The organism is Pseudomonas furukawaii (assembly GCF_002355475.1).
Taxonomy (GTDB): Bacteria; Pseudomonadota; Gammaproteobacteria; order Pseudomonadales; family Pseudomonadaceae; genus Metapseudomonas; species Metapseudomonas furukawaii.
This window is the reverse complement of the sequence record NZ_AP014862.1, coordinates 731,198-750,642: the sequence shown is the minus strand read 5'-3', so window position 1 is coordinate 750,642 and position 19,445 is coordinate 731,198. Positions and strand designations below refer to the sequence as shown.

13 protein-coding genes are annotated in these 19,445 nt (G+C 56.5%); 2 read left to right on the top strand and 11 right to left on the bottom strand.

Translation table 11 applies throughout. The annotated features are described in order from the left end of the window. Position 1 precedes the first annotated feature (1 nt). The 8 genes from KF707C_RS03470 to KF707C_RS03435 all read right to left on the bottom strand — a co-directional run bounded on the left by KF707C_RS03470 (position 2) and on the right by KF707C_RS03435 (position 14,558). Positions 2–1,243, bottom strand: coding sequence for a hypothetical protein (locus tag KF707C_RS03470; protein ID WP_036991331.1), 1,242 nt, complete (start codon positions 1,241–1,243; stop codon positions 2–4). Beyond that, positions 1,240–2,343 (bottom strand): hypothetical protein, encoded by a 1,104-nt coding sequence (locus KF707C_RS03465; RefSeq protein ID WP_036991333.1) that lies wholly within the window; start codon positions 2,341–2,343, stop codon positions 1,240–1,242. The genes KF707C_RS03470 and KF707C_RS03465 overlap by 4 nt, the downstream gene beginning before the upstream one ends. Before the next feature lie 27 nt (positions 2,344–2,370). Continuing rightward, a complete protein-coding gene (locus KF707C_RS03460; RefSeq protein WP_004420449.1) occupies positions 2,371–5,430 on the bottom strand; it encodes a type III restriction-modification system endonuclease in 3,060 nt (1,019 codons plus the stop codon). A gap of 124 nt (positions 5,431–5,554) precedes the next feature. Continuing rightward, positions 5,555–7,213, bottom strand: a complete 1,659-nt coding sequence (locus KF707C_RS03455) for an RNA-binding domain-containing protein (RefSeq protein WP_036991336.1) — start codon at positions 7,211–7,213, stop codon at positions 5,555–5,557. A 9-nt stretch (positions 7,214–7,222) separates the two neighbouring features. Then, on the bottom strand, positions 7,223–9,094 hold the full coding sequence (locus KF707C_RS03450) for a site-specific DNA-methyltransferase (protein ID WP_004420453.1): 1,872 nt from the start codon (positions 9,092–9,094) through the stop codon (positions 7,223–7,225). 43 nt (positions 9,095–9,137) lie between these two features. Continuing rightward, positions 9,138–9,818: a DUF4391 domain-containing protein gene (locus KF707C_RS03445; RefSeq protein WP_036991338.1), complete on the bottom strand. Its 681-nt coding sequence runs from the start codon at positions 9,816–9,818 to the stop codon at positions 9,138–9,140. Beyond that, complete coding sequence (locus tag KF707C_RS03440; protein WP_004420458.1) at positions 9,815–13,105, bottom strand: helicase-related protein; 3,291 nt, start codon at positions 13,103–13,105, stop codon at positions 9,815–9,817. Before KF707C_RS03440 ends, KF707C_RS03445 begins: the two co-directional genes overlap by 4 nt. Before the next feature lie 166 nt (positions 13,106–13,271). Continuing rightward, the gene (locus KF707C_RS03435) at positions 13,272–14,558 is read right to left on the bottom strand and encodes a three-Cys-motif partner protein TcmP (protein ID WP_004420460.1); all 1,287 of its coding nucleotides are present in this window, start codon (positions 14,556–14,558) and stop codon (positions 13,272–13,274) included. A gap of 305 nt (positions 14,559–14,863) precedes the next feature. On the opposite strand from KF707C_RS03435, the gene tcmP reads away from it, so the two are divergent. Then, entirely contained in the window at positions 14,864–15,706 is an 843-nt protein-coding gene (gene tcmP, locus KF707C_RS03430; RefSeq protein WP_036991340.1) for a three-Cys-motif partner protein TcmP, read from the top strand. On the opposite strand, the gene KF707C_RS03425 is transcribed toward tcmP, so the two are convergent. Further along, a complete protein-coding gene (locus tag KF707C_RS03425; RefSeq protein ID WP_004420463.1) occupies positions 15,687–16,439 on the bottom strand; it encodes a DUF5131 family protein in 753 nt (250 codons plus the stop codon). The two genes, tcmP and KF707C_RS03425, sit on opposite strands and share 20 nt — an antisense overlap. Before the next feature lie 388 nt (positions 16,440–16,827). After that, complete coding sequence (locus tag KF707C_RS03420) at positions 16,828–17,094, bottom strand: hypothetical protein (RefSeq protein WP_004420465.1); 267 nt, start codon at positions 17,092–17,094, stop codon at positions 16,828–16,830. Between the two features lie 145 nt (positions 17,095–17,239). Between KF707C_RS03420 and KF707C_RS03415 the strand changes: the two genes are divergently transcribed. Further along, a complete protein-coding gene (locus KF707C_RS03415) occupies positions 17,240–18,178 on the top strand; it encodes a class I SAM-dependent methyltransferase (protein WP_004420468.1) in 939 nt (312 codons plus the stop codon). A gap of 306 nt (positions 18,179–18,484) precedes the next feature. On the opposite strand, the gene KF707C_RS03410 is transcribed toward KF707C_RS03415, so the two are convergent. Further along, on the bottom strand, positions 18,485–19,372 hold the full coding sequence (locus tag KF707C_RS03410) for a SphA family protein (protein ID WP_004420470.1): 888 nt from the start codon (positions 19,370–19,372) through the stop codon (positions 18,485–18,487). Positions 19,373–19,445 lie beyond the last annotated feature (73 nt).

The window sequence follows — 19,445 nt, the reverse complement described above, 5'->3', positions numbered from 1 at the left end:
TTTACCTGTCCTTGATCCGACTGATTTCCTTGTTCAACTTCTCGACCACGCTCCCCAGGTACTCACGGGCGACAGTCACCTTGGGCGGCTCCCGATCCAGCGCAATAAGAACATCCTGAAGGATTGGCATCTCGCTATTCAGCACACGCAGAACCTGCCCACGCAAACGCGACAGGTCATCATTGGAGTGCACTTCCTGGATGCGCGACTGCTCTTGAGCAACACCCAGTTGCGCCTGGAGCTCATCTAACCGGACAGTTTTGTCGGCAAGCTCAGCCTCGCATGCTTTCAGCTGCTCTTCGGCCTGGCTCTTGGCTGCGGCCAACTGGCGCATTTCGCGCTCAAGCTGATCAGCCCGAGCATCAGCTTGCTGAACCATACGCGCCTGATCATCCAGCAGCCAGGTCAGGCCCGGCACATCCCCGAACGGCTGGCTGGTGAGCAGACGAACCAGCCCATCGCTCCGCTCACGTTGCAGCGGATTGGGTGCAAGGATCGAGCGGCGCAGCACGCCTACCAGCTCGCGAGGAGCAGTACCCTGATAGAGGCGCCACTGGCAGGCCAAATAATAACCACACTCCAGACGCTTCTGAGCCTTTTTCTTGTCCGGAGTCGGCACCTCGGAGGCGGTCACCTTCTGCATGGACTCCCGGACCTCGTTGGCCATGGCCTCAAGGCTCAACCCGTCATCCGCGGTTCGGGGCAACCAAGACTCCAGAGAGCGTTTACCCTGCCCCTGTACCCGCCGCCCGACGTCAGCGGCAAAGTAGCGTAGCTGTTCCTCGATGCTCCGGTAACCGTTCAAGTCTGCAGCCAGCAGCATCAGATTGAGGCTTTTCTCCAGGGTCGGATCATTCTCCTCAGCAAAAGCCAACAGCTCGTAGCGCCGGACCTCTTCGATTCTTGAGTTTTTCACCAGCTTGCGCAGTGTTGCTTCCGCCAAGGTCGATTTGGTCTTGCCAACATAAAAGTGCTCAAGGAAATCAGCCAGGTTCTCAATCTTCTGCGGCTCCTTGTCTTTCGGCTTCAATATGCTGGCCGTATCCGGAATGGCCTCGGCTACTGGCTCATCTATTAGCGCTTCCGGCACAAAGTCGCTGACAACTGGCGCGGTCTGGACAACTTCTGCCGAAACCTCCTGAGCCGACACTTCCTGGCGTCTGGCAGGCTGAAGCATCTCTTTCGCCCCGGTTTTGCGGCTCATCACAGGTACGCTACCAAGCTTACTCATCTTGTCACTCATTGGTTCACTTTCTCCAGCACCTGCTCGGCATAGCCGGCAAAGATCGCATCATTCAGCAAGCGGCGCGCCATCCGCCTCAGCTCATCTGTCGACCGGCAGGTGCGTCCCCACTCCAACCAAAGCACCAAGGCCTTGGTACGGTCTTCTGCCGTCCAGATCGGACTGGCACTGACCTGCTGCAATTCATCCAGCTCCCGCTCCTGTCGCTTGTCCGACAAGGCCATCCAACTCAAGACCCTGTCGGTGGCGTGATCAACTGGCAAACGCGCCTGAGCCTCCTGCTGTGCGACCGCCCAGCGCCTCACAGGCTTTCCTGCCCAGCCTGCAAAAAGGCTGGCTGCAGCAGCTAGCGCAGGCGCATCAGCTTGGCTAGCAGCCTGGACGAAGCTATTGAACGAAAAGTTGATAATGCCGCGAATCGTCCGAGCCAGCGGCCTGTCCACGTTGCGCAAGGCCTCCAGCGCACGATTGAAGCGTTCCTTGTATTGAGCGTGACTGAGCTGGGTGCCACCCCTCTGGTCCTTGGCCAGCACACCGTAGAGATATTGGCAAATCCCTTCCAGATACTCACCGGCTGTCTTCAGCGACTTGCAGGCCTCGGCAAAACGCCGGACATCATCGACGCTCAGTTCGTTATCAAGAAAAAGCGTATTAAAAATGTCTTCGAGGCGCTGCAGCTCCGCAAGCTCCGGAATGCAGAAGCGCAGTTCAAATCGCTCAGTGGAGTCCTGATTGCTGAGCTCCAGAACATGAAACCCCTGCCGACACTCCGCCAGCGCCTGAAACAGCTCGTCGGGGGCCATCATCCGCCCATTTAGTGAGGCCCTGTGGCAACTGCCCAGCAACCAATCCGTGGCCTGGACAGGTTCATGAATAACGGTTTCGCTGTTGCCCAGAAGCTGCCCATGCAGCAGGAGTTCCGGTTTACGGTACGGGTGCACCGTGAAAAAGTGATCACGGCGCGCCTGAGCACTGTCAAAGTGTGCCGAGCAGCGCGGGCACTCGTAGACTATCGGCTGCAACACCGCCGGTGGCGATTCCGGAATGATGACGCTGCCGCCAGCGTTACCCGGGTCGATAAAGCTCAGATACCAGGCCATCCATTTCCCCGTCTAAGTCACACTGTTTTACTTCACCAGTTCCATCAGCTTCCCATATCCATCTACCACCTGGTACTTAACCTGCTCCGAGGTAATGTTGGCGAAGAATTTCCGGGCACAGGCAATTTTGGATTTTTCAATGTCACGTAGCTCAAGCGAGGACATAGAACCCTTGGTTTCAGCAACGAAGTAAACGTGCTTCACCTTGCCTTCCTGGAAAGCTATCGCCCAGTCAGGGTTGTAGTTGCCGACCGGGGTCGGAATAAAGAAGCTCTTCGGCAGTTTGGCGTACACCGCCACCTCGGTGCTGGCATCCAGTTCCTGAACGAATTTCCGCTCGATGTTGGAGTCGGTGAACACGTAATCATAGACGTGGTGCTTGGCTTCAAACGCCTTGCTGAAATCGTCACGCGGCTTCTCAGCGGTGAAGATGTCGGCGCTGTGGGTCTCGTCGACCGGATCATAAGCGATGTGTTCAACGATGGCCGTGGCCTTCTGCTCGTTGATCAACGTACCGGCCCTGGCGATAAAGTCTTCCGGGTTGGTCTTGTACTGGCTGAACACGGCAACATTCAAGCGCTTGAGAATGCAGGCAATGGTGCTACGCGTCAGCTGAGTGGCTTCCGCTAGGTTGCCAATCAGGTCGTATTTCACCGCCGAATGAACAGAGTCCGTGTACTTCTCGGTCGAAATTTCAGCACTCTTGAAAGCCGTACCGCTCTTCATATCGTCGAAGCTGGCATTATCCAGCTGAGTGCCACGCTCGATGATGTACTGCATCGGCTTGACCCGCAGCTCCGCATCCAGGGTAGCTACGCACTTGTCCACTAGCTCGTCTGTTTCAAAGTGAACGGTGTACGCCGCTTTGCGGTTGATCTTGTTCCATAGCGCCTGGAACTCTTTCTTCTCGAAATTCGAGTTCAGCGGGTTGAGCTTGGCTTTGCGGTCGTTGCCGATCTCGGGCATTTGCGCGGCGCTGAACACGCTATCGATCAGCTGGAAGACTTGCTCGGCATAAGGCTGCAGCTCGGCTGGCAGCTCGGCCAGTTGCTCTTCACGCTTGGCCTCATGGTAGGCCTGGGTGATCTGATCGTTATCGTCGGTGTAGTCGTGCTTCAGCAGGTATTTGTAGATCTGCTTAGCCAGCTGGGGTGTGACCTCGACATCGCCACCGGAGGTCTGCAGAACCTTACCGGTGAAGTACTTCTCATCGGCGACTCGCGGCCGTGCCGACAGCGACTCACTGATGTCTTTTTGCAGCGCACTGACAAAATCCTTGTAGCTTTCGCTGGCCACTACGGTCAGTTCGTTGATTTCATGCACAGTGGCCGGGTTGTCCATGCGCTCGCCGAGCTGGTTCACGGACAAGCGCATGCCGCGGCCTACTTCCTGGCGGCGGGAGACGGTGTTGTCGCTGTGTTTCAGGGCGCAGATGACGAAGACGTTGGGGTTGTCCCACCCCTCGCGCAATGCCGAGTGAGAGAAGATAAAGCGCACCGGCTCATCGAAAGACAGCAGGCGTTCCTTATTCTTGAGGATCAGATCGTAGGCATCGACGTCATCGGTCTCGGTAGCCTTCTTGCCCACCGAGGGATCGACCAGGCGCTTGCTCTTCTTATCGATAGAGAAGTAGCCATCGTGCGTCTGGCGGGCCTGAATGCCCTTGAGGTAGCGGTTATAGGGGGTGTCTTCCAGCGTCATCACATCGGTGAGGTAGGCGTTGTATTCCTCCTCGAAGACCTGCGCGTACTCCCCCGGCACTTCGCCGGTTTCGTCGTACTGGCGGTACTTGGCCACCTCGTCGATAAAGAACAGCGACAGCACCTTGATGCCGCGACTGAACAGCATCATCTCCTTCTGGAAGTGCGCCTTGACTGCCTCGCGGATCTGGATGCGCCGCATCGCGGCCTCATCCACGTTGCCCACGGCCTCGCCAGCGACCAGCTCAACACCATTGGTGAAGCTCAAGGTATCGATGCGCGCATCAATGTCGGCGACTACATAGCCCTTGTACTGATCCAGCCCGCCGGACAGGTCGTACAGGTTGTCGTTACGGCCCAGCTTGCGCAGCACACGCTTGATACCGCTGTTCTGCTTAACCTCGAACTCGACCCGCGCCATGGGCGGCTTGTTGCTGGAGACTTCAATGTCCTGCAGAAACAGGTAGGCGTTGGTACCGGTCAGATTTTTGATCGTGATCCCGCGTACATTGATCTTCTTCACCAGCTTCTGGTTGTAGGCGTCCAAAGCGTCGAGGCGGTGGATCTTGTTGTGCTCAGTTTTGTGGGTAGCCGAGTAGCGCACGATCATCAGCGGGTTGAACTCACTGAATGAAGCCAGCGTCTTGGCCCCTTCCATCTTCTGCGGCTCATCGAGAATCAGGATCGGCCGGTTGGCCTTGATCACATCGATGGGCTTACGAGACTGGAAGTCATCAAGCTCGTCATAGATTCGACGGTTGTCCTTACCCGTTGCGTTGAACGCCTGGGTATTGATCACCATCACATTGATACCAGCATCCGAGGAGAAACTCTCCAGGTTGTGCAGTTGCTTGGAGTTATAGATGAAGAAGCGCGCCTTCTTGCCGTAGCTCTCCAAGAAGTGTTCGGCAGTAACCTGCAGCGACTTGTACACGCCCTCGCGAATGGCAATGCTCGGCACCACGACGATGAATTTGCTCCAGCCATAGCGCTTGTTCAGCTCGAACATGCTCTTGATGTAGCAGTAGGTCTTACCGGTACCGGTTTCCATCTCGATATCGAGGTTGATCGGACAACCGGTTTTGCTGTCCCGTACCAATGCTGGGGACAGCGGCAGGTTCTGCCGACGTTGCACAGCCTGAATATTTTCCAGCAATTGGGCTGGGCTAAGTGCCAGCTCGGCATTTTTGAAACCGGCCTCGGTCGGTTCAGCAGAGCTCTGCACGCCGTAGAGGTCAATCTGCTGCGGCGTAACGGGTTTTACAGGACTTGCACCGGGGTCGATGCGATAGGCCACGCCCGAGGATTTTGGCTGACCAGCAAAGCAATCGGCAAAGGCATCGACGGCATGCGTCTGGTACGGCTGCTGTTTAAATTTCAGTTTCATGCACAATTCCTGACTGACCCAAGGGCTCGCAAGCGACAAACAAGGCTAAGGCCCTTTTGAATCAGCTACTTACCGTAAATTTATTCTGCATTTATCTTGCAAAGCAGCACGACTTATTCTGCATTTATTCTGCAAGCACCCAGAGCGGTGCCTTGCGTGGGCCGCTGTTGGTGATGCGCCCCGCCCGCCGCAGGCTGGTCAACAGATTGCCCACCTTATTCAGCTTCTGCTGCTCATCCAGCGCATCGCTCAGCTTGCTCAACAGTAAGCGATCAATGTCCTGGCGGCTGGCTGAGCCAAACTGAGTCAGCAGGTCGATGATCAGCTGCTTATAATGCCCATCATCGAGGCCGCGGGTGCGGATGTACTCGGCTTTACTGGCTGTCGCTTTGGCAACGCTGGCCGAAACGTACAGGTTGGGTTTTCGCCCCTCGATAAGCCCGGCTTTGCGCAGGTGCTTGACCATTGCAGCATCCAGCGGCAGCTTTTTCTGCACACGGTCGAGCGCCAGAATGTCCTCAAGCGCCAGATCGGTCTTCTGAATCAACAGGCGGCTGTAGGCCTGATCCACTACGCGGCCATGAATCGTCATCTTTACCGACTTTGGCTCGCTCAAATCGTAATCCGGCATAGGAAAGAAGCGCCGCGCTTGCCCCAGATGCATCTCATGGATGCCGTAACCCATGGTATCGATCATGTTCAGCTCAGCCATGGCCTGGGCCAGGAACGGATTACGGTAGCGCCTGGGGGTTTTGGAGCCGGAAATGTAGTCGGCCGGTTGCCCTTCGAAAAACGAACCCTCGTTCTCCAACACCAGCCGATCAGGGTATTCGGTGACGATGATGCGACCATTGCGGCTGTAGTCCTGGTGTGCGATGCAGTTATGCAGCGCCTCCAACACGATTTTCTGGTCGTACTTGGCCAGCTCAATAGCCAGCAACTGGTCTTCCGGCAGGATACGAATCTGGATATTGCGGATTTTCTGGTACAGCCCGCTGCTATTCAGCAAAAACGGCAGCCCGAAGTGCTCATACGCTCGCTCACTGCCCTCCAGTTTCCAGGTCATCTGGGCCGGATGCGGCGACAGCAGGTGGGCAGCTTCGAGCTTGCCCAGTAGCAGCAGCGTGGTGCGCGTGATCTGGCCATCGCGGGTCAGTTTGGCACGATCAAGGAAGGTCGGATCAGACCACTGCTTGACCTCATCGGCAGTAAACCGGTTAGCGTACTTTTTAGCGAAAGACTCCCGCGCCCGGGACAGCGCACTGGCGTCCAAATGATCAAGCGTTGCGCCGGCAACGGCCTGTGCGGACCAGTCGGCAGCACCCACCTGGCGGCGAATCTCATCGAGCTTATCCAGACCCAGGTGAGTCAAGCTTTCACCCGCGCGGGCGTAGTAATGCCCCTTCCAGGCAATAGGCAGGCCCAACGGCGCAGCAGGAATTTCGAACAACAGCACACGCCCTTCATCCAGCAACAACTCGTGAATGTTGCGCAGGGTAATGCTGGGCTCGGTGGCATCGGAGATCTGCATTTTCAGACTCTGCAGATGATCCGGCTTCACTCGGTAGTCGGTACCAACAGCCTTGCGAGTGTTGTTATCCACACCGAACACCAACCAGGCGCGCTCTTGGTTGCGGAGGTTGGCCTCGTTGGCCAAGGCGGAAAAGTACTTACCTATGGTATCCGTCGAGTAATCGTTGCCGGCGCGCTTGAACTCGGCCACCTCGTTTTCCCAACCTTCAATCAGGTTGTCCAACAGCGCACGCAAGGCTTGAGCGTCCATATTGGCCCCTTAAAGCGTCTTGATTTCAGTAGCCGGCGACAGCAGCTTGAACACCTGCTCGACGTTGATCTTCACGCTATCGCTGGCAAAGCCGGCGTCACGGAACACCACACGCAGCGGCTTATGTCCGGCGAGCTGCTTGACGAAGTTTTCATCGATGCCGGTGTCGAAGCAGGCAACTAAGGCGTTGCTGTCAACGAAGAACACTGTCTTGCCAGCGATGCTTTGCTGGCTGATAGGCAGAGCAAGATCCACCCCCCAATCCAACAGTACTTGGAACAGTAGGTCTTCAGGTGTGCGGTCTTCGCGGATATTGCTGACCTGATCGGAAAGCAAATCCTGACTCACCGCATCAGGGGTGTAGTACACGTCCTTCATGTTGGAGGTAGCAGTCTTCAGAACGCGGAAACCAAGGTCCTGTCCGGCAGCCCCCTCCTGTTCGCGCAACTCAGCGCTGAAGTTCCGTACCCGACTGAGTCCCATCTCGAAGATTGAACGGAGCCCCGGTTCAGCCCGCGGCAGAGGCTCAGGAATCTGCACACCAATGAACCGGCGATTGCCTCCATCCTCGAAGTTCTGCTTCAGAACGGCATGAGCAGTGGTCGCGCTGCCACTGAAAAAATCGAGAATGATGTCATTCTCATCGGGCTTACCGGCCAGTTGCAGGATTCGCTGTAGCAGCTCCACCGGTTTAACCGAGTTCAAGACATTCTCGGTGTGCTGGAATGGGACATACTTGAGCAGGGTTTTCTTGGCGTCTTGCGTATGACCAACTTCGTTATAGAACCAGAGGGTTTGCGGTGTTCGTCCGCTTGACACCTCTGACAAGAATTTTTTGACAGCCGGAACATTGTTTCCATCTGCTCCCCACCATATACGCTTGTCAGCGTCTAACGCTTTGAACTTCACCTCGTCGATAACCCAATAGCGCCCGGTTGGAGGCCCCTCAATAAACCTTCCATTAGGACAGGTAACTGAGTAAACCCCTGCGTCATATCGATTCCGAGCTGACATATTTTCAGCCTTCCACGGCCCGCGCGGATCGTTATCTGGATTTTTATAACGCGCCTCCATTTCTGCTGTTCTTTCTAGCTTTTCCGGGCGCCAGTAGTTTTTAGCTTTCGCATATACGAGGATGTAATCGTGATCTTCAGAGAACCAATCAGCCGTATTCTTTGGCGCATAGACTTTTTGCCAGATGATCTGCGCTACAAAATTCTCTTCCCCGAAAATCTCGGAGCAAAGCTTGCGCAGGTTATCAACTTCGTTATCGTCGATTGAAATGAACAGCACCCCGTCGTCCCGCAGCACGTTACGGGCCAGTCGCAGACGTGCGTAAATCATACTCAGCCAATCGGAATGGAAGCGTCCGTTGGCTTCAGTATTCGCCACGAGACGAGTACCAAATTCATCAGTCTGATTTGAGTGAGCGAGATAGCTCTCAGCAGCTTCCTTGTAATCATCGTCATAGATGAAGTCGCGCCCAGTGTTATATGGCGGATCAATGTAGATCAGCTTTATCTGACCGAGATAGCTCTCCTGCAGAAGCTTAAGAACCTCTAGATTGTCCCCCTCAATGAAAAGATTCCGCGTCGTATCAAAATCAACACTCTCCTCTCTGGCTGGACGCAAGGTCTTTGCAATTGGCGCATTTGCGGCCAGCAACGCCTCTCGTTTCCCTGGCCAATTCAGCTGATAACGCTCCTGCTGCCCTTCTACCACGGTGGTAGAGAGCTCCTGCCGCAGCAGATCAAAGTCGATAGCCCTATTCAGTTCGCCCTTGGCATCGCGCACCTCGGTGACGCAATTGGGAAACAACTCGACCAACTTGGCGATATTAGATTCGGTCAGGTTGGGGGAGTGCATTTTCAGCTTGTCCATGGAACGTCCTGTATCTCTTAAATGCTTGGCGCAAACCGAGGGCTTAGGCACTCAATTCGGCGATTTCATTCTGAATTTCCCGCAGCTGGGCGTTGAGCGCCACCTTGCGGTTGAACTGTTTTTCTTTGTGCAGGCGCGCATCCAGCTTGGCGTGCTCACTGTGCAGGCTACGCAAACGGTTTAGCCGCTGCAGTTGCTCGGGCAGGCTCTCGCCCGGCCTAGCCGGACTGGGTAGCAAACTGCGAAGCAATTGTTCGTAGAGCCCCTGCAGATCCAGCGCTACCGGCAGAGCCTGACGCGGGCTTTCAGCCGGCAACCAGCTACCTGCGAAGTAGCCATCAATCACCCATTTGCTGGCATCGGCTTCGCTCGGACGCTTAAAAGCCGCCACCATGCGGGTGCGCTGCTCATGGTGCAACTGAAAGATGATCGGCAGTGGGATGGCGCGATCGATTGCACGCAGCACGTCCTCGTCCAACTCGGCAGTTTTCTGAGTGATATCGAACACCTGGATTTCCGCCACTCCGCCACGGGCCGGCAGGTTGATAGTTTCCGGTGCCAGCTTGTAGGCCCAGGTTATCTGTTCGACCTGACTGACAAACTTATCGCGCAATACAGAGCTAACGGGGCCGTGCTCGTAGATTTTGCTCTTCGGCACCACGCGGGCAACCCTAGCCTGCGCAGGGAAGCTAAATAGCGCTGATGGGATGCCTGCCTGACTCATGCCACGCCTTGAATAACGATGAAGGTAATCAGCTCGAAGTCATCCAACCCGGAGATGGTGTCCACCAGCGCGGTGGTTCTACCGCCACTGAACAGGCTGTCGATGTCCCGTTCTTCCTTTACATCGATCATCGAGCGAATGGCCTGATCGAGCAGGTCGGAGTAGATGCGCATATCACGTCCGTCCCCGGTGACCTGATTGAACAGTTGATAGGCCTCGGGAATAGGCTGGCTGTGGCCCTTACAGGCACTGCGAGCCAGATCCAGCAAGCGCTTGGCCTCTGTCTGGTCGCTGATGATCTGCCCCTCCAGGCTGATGTAGATCAGATAGAAGGGATGCAGGCGATTCTGATGATTGAGACTGGAGCCCCTGTTGCGATTACGCAGGGTGAAAATCACCCCAGGCAGCAGCCCAAGCTCTTGCCGCGCCGGCACGACGGCATGCATACCGTTGGGGACATGCTCAAGGTCGCCATTGGTTTTGATGTAGTTGAGCAAATCCATACGGAAATCGTTGAGCCCAAGATCGGTGATGGAGACGCCGGTCTTGATGTCTTCCATTTCGATCACGTCGTCTTGAAGGCGACGTAACTGCTCCTTGCGGTAGGCCACGTCATTGGCCTGAGCATTGAGCACGTTGTCATCGCCGGTTGCGACGACGTCGGCGATCATCATGCGGTTCTCAACCCGCTCCTTGAGGTTGATGTACTCATCCAGGCTGATGTCCGGCCAGTAGTTGACCAGCTGAATGCTGGCGTTCTGCGAGCCGATTCGATCCACGCGGCCAAAGCGCTGGATGATCCGTACCGGGTTCCAGTGAATGTCGTAGTTGATCAGGTAGTCGCAGTCCTGCAGGTTCTGGCCTTCGGAGATGCAGTCGGTGCCGATCAGGATATCGATCTCTCGCGGCTCATCCGGGTAAATGGCGGCCTTCTCTTTGGAGCGCGGCGAGAACAGCGTGAGCAGCCCCTGAAAATCATAGGTCTGCCGGCTGCCCTGCATGTTGCCCAACGTGGATTTTGGGGCATCACTCCCGGTGACCTTGCCGGAGTGGACCCTATGGCTGCGTAGTAAGTACTCGGCCAGGTTGTCGTACAGGTAATTAGCGGTATCGGAGAAGGCGGTGAAGATCAGCACCTTGCGATTGCCGGGGTTAATCGGCGAGGTCAGTTTGCTGGTGATCTGGGTCTTAAGATGCTGCAGCTTAGCGTCATCGGCAGGCGTGACCTTGGCCATTTCGGCCAGCAACTCATCGATGAAAACCAGATCGCCCTGAAGATCCTGCTCCCAGGAGGGCACGTCCATATCTTCCAGGCTGATCTGGATTTTCTTGCCGATGCTGATGTCGCCCGGCATGGGCAGGTCGTCATCATCGAAATCCGCATCCTCGAACGCGGCGGTGACATCGGCAAAGCCACTGGCCAGGCCGGTTTTCTTGAAGGTGGCGATTTTGTCCAACGCGCCGCAGTGAGCCGCCTGCAGGCTTTTCAGGGTCAGGCGGAAGGACTCAACTGAGCTTTCCAGGCGTTTGAGCAGGTTAGTGGTCATCAGCGCTTGCAGGCTTTTTTCACGGTCTACCTGCTTGAGTTTTCCTCTGCCGCCCTCGACTTCGGTGTCGTACATTTCCTCGTACTTCTTCATCCGGCTGGGCAGGATGTAGCTGACCGGGGCATACACTGCGAGCTTGAGTAATGAGAGCTGATTGAAGATCTCGTTAAAGCCGATGACGTCCTCACGATGGGTCAGTGGGCAGTGGAAAGACAACGGCTTACGGCGCTCGGGGAAACTGCCGATGTCGGCGGTGTTATAGAAGGTCTCGATATGCCGGCGCGAGCGGGCAATGGTCACGCTGTCGAGCAGCTCGAAGAAGTCGAAGTCCAGGGTATTGAGAATGGCAGCAGCGGTGCGTTTCTCTGGAGGCAGGATCGACCAGGCATTGAACGCCGCCTGAGCGCGGCGAAATATGCCGTCGATGTCTTTTTCAGTGCGTAGCTTGTCGTTGAGGTTGTCGCTGTCGCCCTCGTAGGCCAAGGCCAGCTGGTTACGCAAATCGCTGAACCGGTTGTTGACCGGTGTGGCCGAGAGCATAAGCACCTTGGTCTTCACGCCCTGCCGGATCACCTGATTCATCAAGCGCTGGTAACGGGTTTCCTTGTCTTTGTAGACGTCGTTATTGCGGAAATTGTGCGACTCGTCGATCACCACCAGGTCGTAGTTACCCCAGTTGACCCGATCCAGCGGAATGCCCAGCGACTCGCCACGGGTGCGGGTCAGGTCGGTGTGACAGAGCACGTCGTAGTTGAAGCGATCCTTGGCAAAAATGTTGGTCTTTAGGTTGCGGTTGTAGTTCAGCCAGTTGTCGGCAAGCTTTTTCGGGCAGAGCACCAGGACCGATTTGTTGCGCAGCTCGTAGTACTTGATTACCGCCAACGCGGTGAATGTTTTGCCCAGGCCCACGCTGTCGGCAAGGATGCAGCCACTGTAGGTTTCCAGCTTGTTGATCAGGCCGGTGGCCGCGTCACGCTGAAAGTTGAACAGCTTCTGCCAGATCAGGCTGTCCTGGTAACCGGTGCGGTCGTTGGGCAGCACGTCCTCGTTCAAGTCTTCCAGGAACTCGCGGAAGATGTTGTAGAGCATCAGGAAGTAGATCCGCTCCGGCGCATTCTCCTGATAGACCGACGCGATGTGATCGCAGAGCCGAGCGGTTACATCCTCAAGCTTCTCCGGGTCGCTCCAGATTTGCTCGAACAGATTGAGGAACATGCCGGTATGGGCCGGCTCATCGAAACGGGTAACGATGTTCGAGAGCGCATTGCCCTTCTGGTAGCCCAGGTCTACAGCGGTAAACCCCTGAACGGGCATAAAGACGGCGTCCCCCGCCGTCGCGCGCGTGCCGATAAAGGGCTGCATCGGAGCCTGACCACGATTGGAGCGGAAGGTGGCCTTACGGCGTATCCAGTCAGCGCACTCCCTGGCGATGGCCTTTTGAGTGAGCTGATTCTTCAGCTGGATTTCAAACTCACTGCCGGTCAGGCTGCGCTCACGCTCAGCCTTGGGGATATGGAACTCGCGCTGCTCCTTCTTGATCTTGTCGCTGACCTCGTTGGGAACGAAGGTCGGCGAGGTGAAGATGAACTCCAGTGAGTCGATGCTCTCCAGTTCCTTCTTCAGCGCCAGGTAGGCGTAGATCGAAAAGCACGAAGCGGCGATCTTCAGCTTCGAGCCCGGCTTGAGCGTACCTTTGAGGTTTTCACCAAGCAGGGTGTTGATGTTGTCGATCAGTTCCATACGACGGCGTCCCTATGTGCGAGCTGACCCGATTATTACGGAGCTTGCGCTGAATAGCACGGGCTACCAGCGCCGCCGCCGTAGGAGCAAGATTCGACGATGCACCAAGGCCACCCCTATCCCACTAGAAAATTAAACCACCATGGCAGCGACACCCCGAGCCTAGCTACAGGAAAAAGAAAGTACTCTGCGCAGGGGCGGTAATCACATCACTTAGCCTAATGCTTTCCCCCTTACGCCGTTTGGACACCCCGTTTTTGTCCCGCACCTCCAAGTCCCGATTTGCTACTGCAACATTTAGAGAGCGCTTGACTACCTCCTCGTCCGCCATGGTGTAGTTGGCCATACTGTGCATTAATGACTCAAAGGTCTGCTCACGTTTTGCATAAAGCTGCTGGGGCAGCAACTCAGAAAGCTCTGTGCAAATACGCTCATTAGTTACCCCATCAAAGTGGTGTTTCTCCCCCAACACAAGCTCTTCTTGACTAGTTACCCGTACATCTCGGTTAGCGTCGTAGCCGACAAAGAGCGAAGGGGAAAGCATATGAGAAAAGTGATTCCCGTGACGCCAATGAATCGACTTCATGACATCGTTGGCGCGATATTGGTTTGCCAAGTGGATAAACCAATAAGTCCGCGGATTCGAGCCGAGCGGCGTGATAAAAAAGACTGTCATGAACTTCGCACCACTCTCAATCAGAATGCCCTTCGACAGGCAACGCTGAATCAAGTATTGCCATTCATGCCTCTGCGTTGCTTTCAGGGCGGCGAGCTCACTCCAAGGAATATGCTGCTCTAATCCAATATTCGCGATAGCTTTCCTATTCGACTTTCGATCAGAAAGGTAGGTTATTAGCGAATCAACATTGAACGTGAGCAAAACCTCTGCATTTTTTATATTGTTAAATATATTCTTAATTGAAGGAAATGGCACATCACCATAGGCGTACTGATCAAGAAGAAATATGGCACGCTCACCGTAACCAAAATCCTTTATTCGTTTCGTGATCAGTGGAAGTGAATCATTAAAGTCAGAACACTGCAGAAATACATCTCGGTCAATACGATACCCAAGTCCCTGAGCAGTTAGGACAGCACGAAGACAATCGATATTGGCTTGTTTCACGTCGACAAAGAAGTTCTGCGTCCGAACGGTACGAGATTGGGTTCGTTTCACATTGATGATCGCCTCAGCCTCTCGTACAGCATTTAGCGTAATAACCGGTGATCCGAAATGTGCTCCACCGTCGACGTCATTGTACTGGCCGCCACCACAGAACCCGTCGACGACTGACAAGCGAAGCTCTGGGATGAGCGCATTACGCATCAAGACCTGAACGTAGGCCTGCAGGTACTCCTGGATGATCAGGTGCTTGACCTTGCTATGAGGGTCAATGGTCGGAAATATTTGAGCCCTCCAGTCCCAGGTGTACTTCTCGTCATCCTTGGCCATCTGTGGTGGTCCTTAGTAAGCGTCTGGAGAGGGGGAGCATAAGCGGCTCAACCCCTCGAACGTGGCCATTGATCACCCAACAGCCGCCCTAAAGCGCTTCACGCTACCGCGCGGCATCGCCAGATGCTGCTTTGCGCCAGCAACACCCTTATTTTCTGTAGGTAATTGATGTTAGGGTGAACGCCCGAGGGAAGTCAAAACGCCAGTAGACAGCCAGAGAGCGAAGCACTGCCCCTCGACACCTCGCCTGGCGGTTCGGTAACCGAACCACCGACTACTCAGGACTAAGGCTTCGAGGCTATCGGATGGTAAAGCATGCGTTTGGTGGTGAATGGACGCGCATCAAGCTGGACAGGCTGGAGAGCTACCTAAACATTTACGCTACTGCTCTCAAATACCAGCCGTTCACACTCCACTACGTAGATGCGTTCGCCGGAACAGGGCAACGAGATGATGAAGAATCGAATTCGGACTCACTACTTGAGTTAGAAGCGCTGAAAGGCTCTGTTCGACGTGCTCTTGAATGCAAAGACACCTTCCATGAATACCATTTCAACGACCTGAAACGTGAGCATGTCACAGCCTTGGAAGAGTTGTGCGTGGAGTATCCCGATAAAGTCATTCACATCACTCAGCTTGATGCGAACACCTTTGTCACCAACCTCTGCAGAAAGCTCGGAAGAAATGATCGGGCCGTAATTTTCCTTGACCCTTACAGCACGGCGGTTGATTGGCGTACGCTGCAGATCATAGCCGCGACGAAGAAGGTGGACCTATGGATGCTCTTTCCAATATCGACCCTACTTCGCATCCTCCCGCAAAATGGGCCTAGAGAAGAGTGGCGTCCCTGTATCGAGCGGCTGCTAGGAACCACGGAATGGGAGAGGGCTTGCTATGTCGAAGACGAGCCAGTCATCAGAGACCTATTTGGCGATCAAGAAGCAAAACCGCAGCGATCAAATCACGAGGCGGTCATTCAGTTCTTGACCAGGCGGCTCAGGGAGATATTCCCTCATGTCGAAGAGCCGACCCGACTCAACCAAAAGTCAGGACTTCTATTTCTATTCTATTTTGCTGTTTCGAACCCACATCCAAAAGCAAAGGCCTTGGCTGAAAAACTAGCCCGTGCTATCCAACCGAAACTGTAGGAATAATCGGGTACTCATCATAAAGACGGCCGTTTAGCAGGCGACCATTGGCTTTTTTGTTGCGTTTGATGCCATCAGCCCCCCAGCCACCCCACTGCTTGAAGAAAAAAGCCACATCAGCTTGAGCGCACTGCTTTTCGATATTGAGGGCCCACTCAGGCCTCATTGGACGAGCCTTTGCACCTGACTCCCCTCCTACAATTACCCAATCCATACCAGATAGGTCAATCTGGCCGAGGTCTTCAAGAAGAGGCTCAACGGACAGAAAGCGAATTGTCGCTTGAACCTTTCGGAGTTCATCAATACGCGGCAAACCGTACTGTTGATCCTCCACCGAAACGCCAAGCCAGATATTGGAAGGGATGGGCCGGCTACCGAAGTATTCAGGTAGCCTAGAAGCTCGCTTAGTAAGGATCTGATAGGAGTGCTGTGGCGTCCTGATGATCGTATCCATGACCTGATCGATGAAGGCGTCTGGCACATCCTCATGAAAAAGGTCGCTCATCGAGTTCACGAAATAGAGCGTCGGCTTCTTTCTGCGCAATGGTTGATCCAACCGTCCTGGCATTAGACGCAGCTTGAATCCGTCTTCGTAGCCTGAAGCGCCCATTGCTTGTAAGCGCCTCGCCATGACTTCCGCATAGCAGTGCTTACAGCCAGGGGAGACCTTGGTGCAGCCAGTCACCGGATTCCATGTCTGCTCTGTCCATTCAATGGCTGAGTAACTGCTCATCGCGCTTCCCTGTATGAATATACAGTATTTATCGATTCCCGAGTTTAGCAAATGCGGATTAAGAGGTCTTGCCGGATTTTCTAACCTGTTGCAAGGTCTGCTACCCGCCGAAAAGGCGGTCAGGTTGCTCCTCCAAAATCTATGACTCCACCACTGCATGACTGCACAGAGCGTAAGACCGAATGGCTCTTGCTGCGTACAAGCCACTACGCAAAGCTTGAGTGGGGGGACATGTGGGGGGACATAAAGCAAACAAAAAATAATATTCAATAAAATCAATACCATATAGTTGATAAAAAACCGCCCACAAGCCGGCTTTTTTATTGCCTGAAAGAACCCGGACCACCAGGCCCGGATGCCCTCGACCGACTCCCGTGCGGGGCGCCCGTCACTTCAACGACTCGGCAAAGGCGTTCCATTCCTCGGTGGCCTTCTGCGCGGCGTCCCGGTGTTTGTGGATCGCATCGTTCTGCGCCTTGATGAAGGCCGTGATGCAGCCGTGGTAGCTGTCCATGTTGGCGCTGAAGCGGTCGGCCTCGGCCTGGTCCTTGAACTGGGCCGGCACGGTGGGCTGTTTGCAGGAGTGGGCCGGCTGGGTGGTGTCGGCCAGCGCGACGGGGGAGATCAGCAGGAGCAGTGCAAGAATCCGGGTCATTCGTTCCTCACTGGAGGCGGGGATGGCGTGGAGAAACACCTGGGCGTTTCGGCGGGAGACAATTTTCATTCGCAATGGGCGGCAAGACAATGATTGCGTGCGCCTGGGTTAGAATCCCGCCCTCTTTTCCCAGCCCCTGCCCGCCATGACCCCTGACGCCCTCGCCTTCCTCGAACAGCACCTCGCCACTGCCCTGGCGTCTCCCCCGGACGAGATCCGCCGCCTGTTCCACGGCCGTGGCCGGCGTTATCCCGGGTTGGAGCAACTGACCGCCGACTGGCTCCAGGGCGTGTTGCTGGTGTCGCTGTTCCGCGAGCCCGGCGCGGACGAATTGGCCGCACTCAAGGCGACGCTGCTGCGCCTGGTGGAATCCCCGGCCTGGCGGGCCAGCGGCGCACGGTCGCTGCTGCTGCAGCATCGCTACCTGCTGGAGAGCACCCAGGAGCGGCTCTGGGGCGAGGACGTCGAGGAATGCGTGGTGAACGAGGGCGGGCTGCGCTTCAAGCTGGACCTGGGGCGCAAGCAGAACAACGGCCTGTTCCTCGACATGCGCCATGGCCGCGACTGGGTACGGGCCAACGCCGGTGGCCAGCGGGTACTCAACCTCTTCGCCTACACCTGCGGCTTTTCGGTGGCGGCCATCGCCGGTGGCGCCGAGCAGGTGGTGAACCTGGACATGGCCAGCGCGGCCCTGAGCCGGGGACGGGAGAACCATCGGCTCAACGGCCACGACCTCGGCCGCGTGAGCTTCCTCGGCCATGAGCTGTTCAAGTCCTGGGGCAAGGTGAAGAAGGGCGGGCCCTATGACCTGGTGATCATCGACCCGCCATCCTTCCAGAAGGGCAGCTTCGCCCTCACCCGCGACTACCAGAAAATCCTCCGCCGCCTGCCGGAACTGCTCAGCGACACCGGAACGGTGCTGGCCTGCGTGAACGACCCCGGCATCGGGCCGGACTTCCTGATCCAGGGCATGGCGGCGGAAGCGCCGGAACTGCGTTTCGTCGAGCGCCTGGAGAACCCGCCGGAGTTCGAGGACATCGACCCGGATGCGGGGTTGAAGGCGATGGTGTTTCGGCGCGGCTGATCGAGGACCGCGCGGGGCACAGCCCCCTCACCCCCGATGGGAAAGGGGAGAAAGGACTCACCCCCTGCGGGGGTGAAGTCAGTCCGTAGCCCGGATGAAATCCGGGGAAGTTCCCACCACCACTCCCGGATTCCATCCGGGCTACGATTTGCCAGCTTGCGTACGAGAGCCCCTGATCGGGGACCACATGCAATCCCTCGTGCTCCGAACATGGATCGCTTATTTGCCAAGCGGGCCGCAGGTCCGCCCTCCTGGCACCCTGCGCTGCCCACCGGCCCCTCGCCCGGAAGGAGAGCGGAGCCAGCCCTAGAACGGCACCGTCAGCTTCAGCCAGTAGGCATCGCCTTCCGCCCGGTTGCGCACACCGGTCTCCTGCTCCCATTTGGCGGTGAGGAACCAGCCCTCTGGGTTCTGGTACATGACCGATGGGCCGATGGCGAAGGCGCGGCCCTTGTTGTCGTCGATGCGCTCGCCGTGCTGGCGGTCGTCGGTGGTCTGCCGGTAGAAGTAGCCGCCCACGCCCACTACCCAGCCGTTGCCCAGGCCCCAGCCGACGGCGTAGTCGAAGTGGAATTCCTGGCCGGAGCGGTAATCGGTGGCGGAGTTTTCCAGGTTGAAGTCGTACATCAGCTTGACGCTGGCGTTGAGCCCGGCGGGGTCGATGCGGGAGATGGCCAGCACCGGCTCGATGGTCCAGTAGTTCCGCCCGATATTGGCCAGGTCGCCCCGGTCGTACTCCCCCGTGGGCGCGATGAAGTCCAGGGCCAGGACGCTGTGCAGGGTGTCGCTGTGGTGGAAGCCCAGGGCCGGGCCGAAGATGATGTCCCCCAGTCCCCTCTTGCTCTGGGACTGCCCATTCACCTCCACCTCGAGGTCGACGAAGGGAAACAGGGCGGCGAAGGCCAGGTTGCCGCCGAACAGCTGGCGCTCGCTCACCCAGATCAGGCGTGGCGCGATGACGTTGGCGCGGACACGGAAATCCACCGGCAGGCTGCGGCCATCGTTGCCCCGCAGGGTATCGGCCTCGTAGTGGGTGGAGAACACCTGGCCGTAGAAGCCGGGCGGCGGCATGGCTCCGGACAGGTAGTTCTCGGCGCCCACCGGGTAGGTGGAACCACCGCCTTCGGTGGCGAGGGCCAGCGGGGCCAGGGTGGCGAGGGCACAGCAGGACAGGGCACGCAGGGTGGTGCTCATCGGCATTTCCTTCTTGTTGTTATGGGCGTGTGCCGCCCTCCGCACGCGTCAGTGCGGATGGGCGGGTGCAGCG

Excerpts from the sequence above, each read along its gene's own strand:
- KF707C_RS03470 (WP_036991331.1), bottom strand. The coding sequence starts at position 1,243 with ATGAGTGACAAGATGAGTAAGCTTGGTAGCGTACCTGTGATGAGCCGC.
- KF707C_RS03465 (WP_036991333.1), bottom strand. The coding sequence starts at position 2,343 with ATGGCCTGGTATCTGAGCTTTATCGACCCGGGTAACGCTGGCGGCAGC.
- KF707C_RS03460 (WP_004420449.1), bottom strand. The coding sequence starts at position 5,430 with ATGAAACTGAAATTTAAACAGCAGCCGTACCAGACGCATGCCGTCGAT.
- KF707C_RS03455 (WP_036991336.1), bottom strand. The coding sequence starts at position 7,213 with ATGGACGCTCAAGCCTTGCGTGCGCTGTTGGACAACCTGATTGAAGGT.
- KF707C_RS03450 (WP_004420453.1), bottom strand. The coding sequence starts at position 9,094 with ATGGACAAGCTGAAAATGCACTCCCCCAACCTGACCGAATCTAATATC.
- KF707C_RS03445 (WP_036991338.1), bottom strand. The coding sequence starts at position 9,818 with ATGAGTCAGGCAGGCATCCCATCAGCGCTATTTAGCTTCCCTGCGCAG.
- KF707C_RS03440 (WP_004420458.1), bottom strand. The coding sequence starts at position 13,105 with ATGGAACTGATCGACAACATCAACACCCTGCTTGGTGAAAACCTCAAA.
- KF707C_RS03435 (WP_004420460.1), bottom strand. The coding sequence starts at position 14,558 with ATGGCCAAGGATGACGAGAAGTACACCTGGGACTGGAGGGCTCAAATA.
- tcmP (WP_036991340.1), top strand. The coding sequence starts at position 14,864 with ATGGTAAAGCATGCGTTTGGTGGTGAATGGACGCGCATCAAGCTGGAC.
- KF707C_RS03425 (WP_004420463.1), bottom strand. The coding sequence starts at position 16,439 with ATGAGCAGTTACTCAGCCATTGAATGGACAGAGCAGACATGGAATCCG.
- KF707C_RS03420 (WP_004420465.1), bottom strand. The coding sequence starts at position 17,094 with ATGACCCGGATTCTTGCACTGCTCCTGCTGATCTCCCCCGTCGCGCTG.
- KF707C_RS03415 (WP_004420468.1), top strand. The coding sequence starts at position 17,240 with ATGACCCCTGACGCCCTCGCCTTCCTCGAACAGCACCTCGCCACTGCC.
- KF707C_RS03410 (WP_004420470.1), bottom strand. The coding sequence starts at position 19,372 with ATGAGCACCACCCTGCGTGCCCTGTCCTGCTGTGCCCTCGCCACCCTG.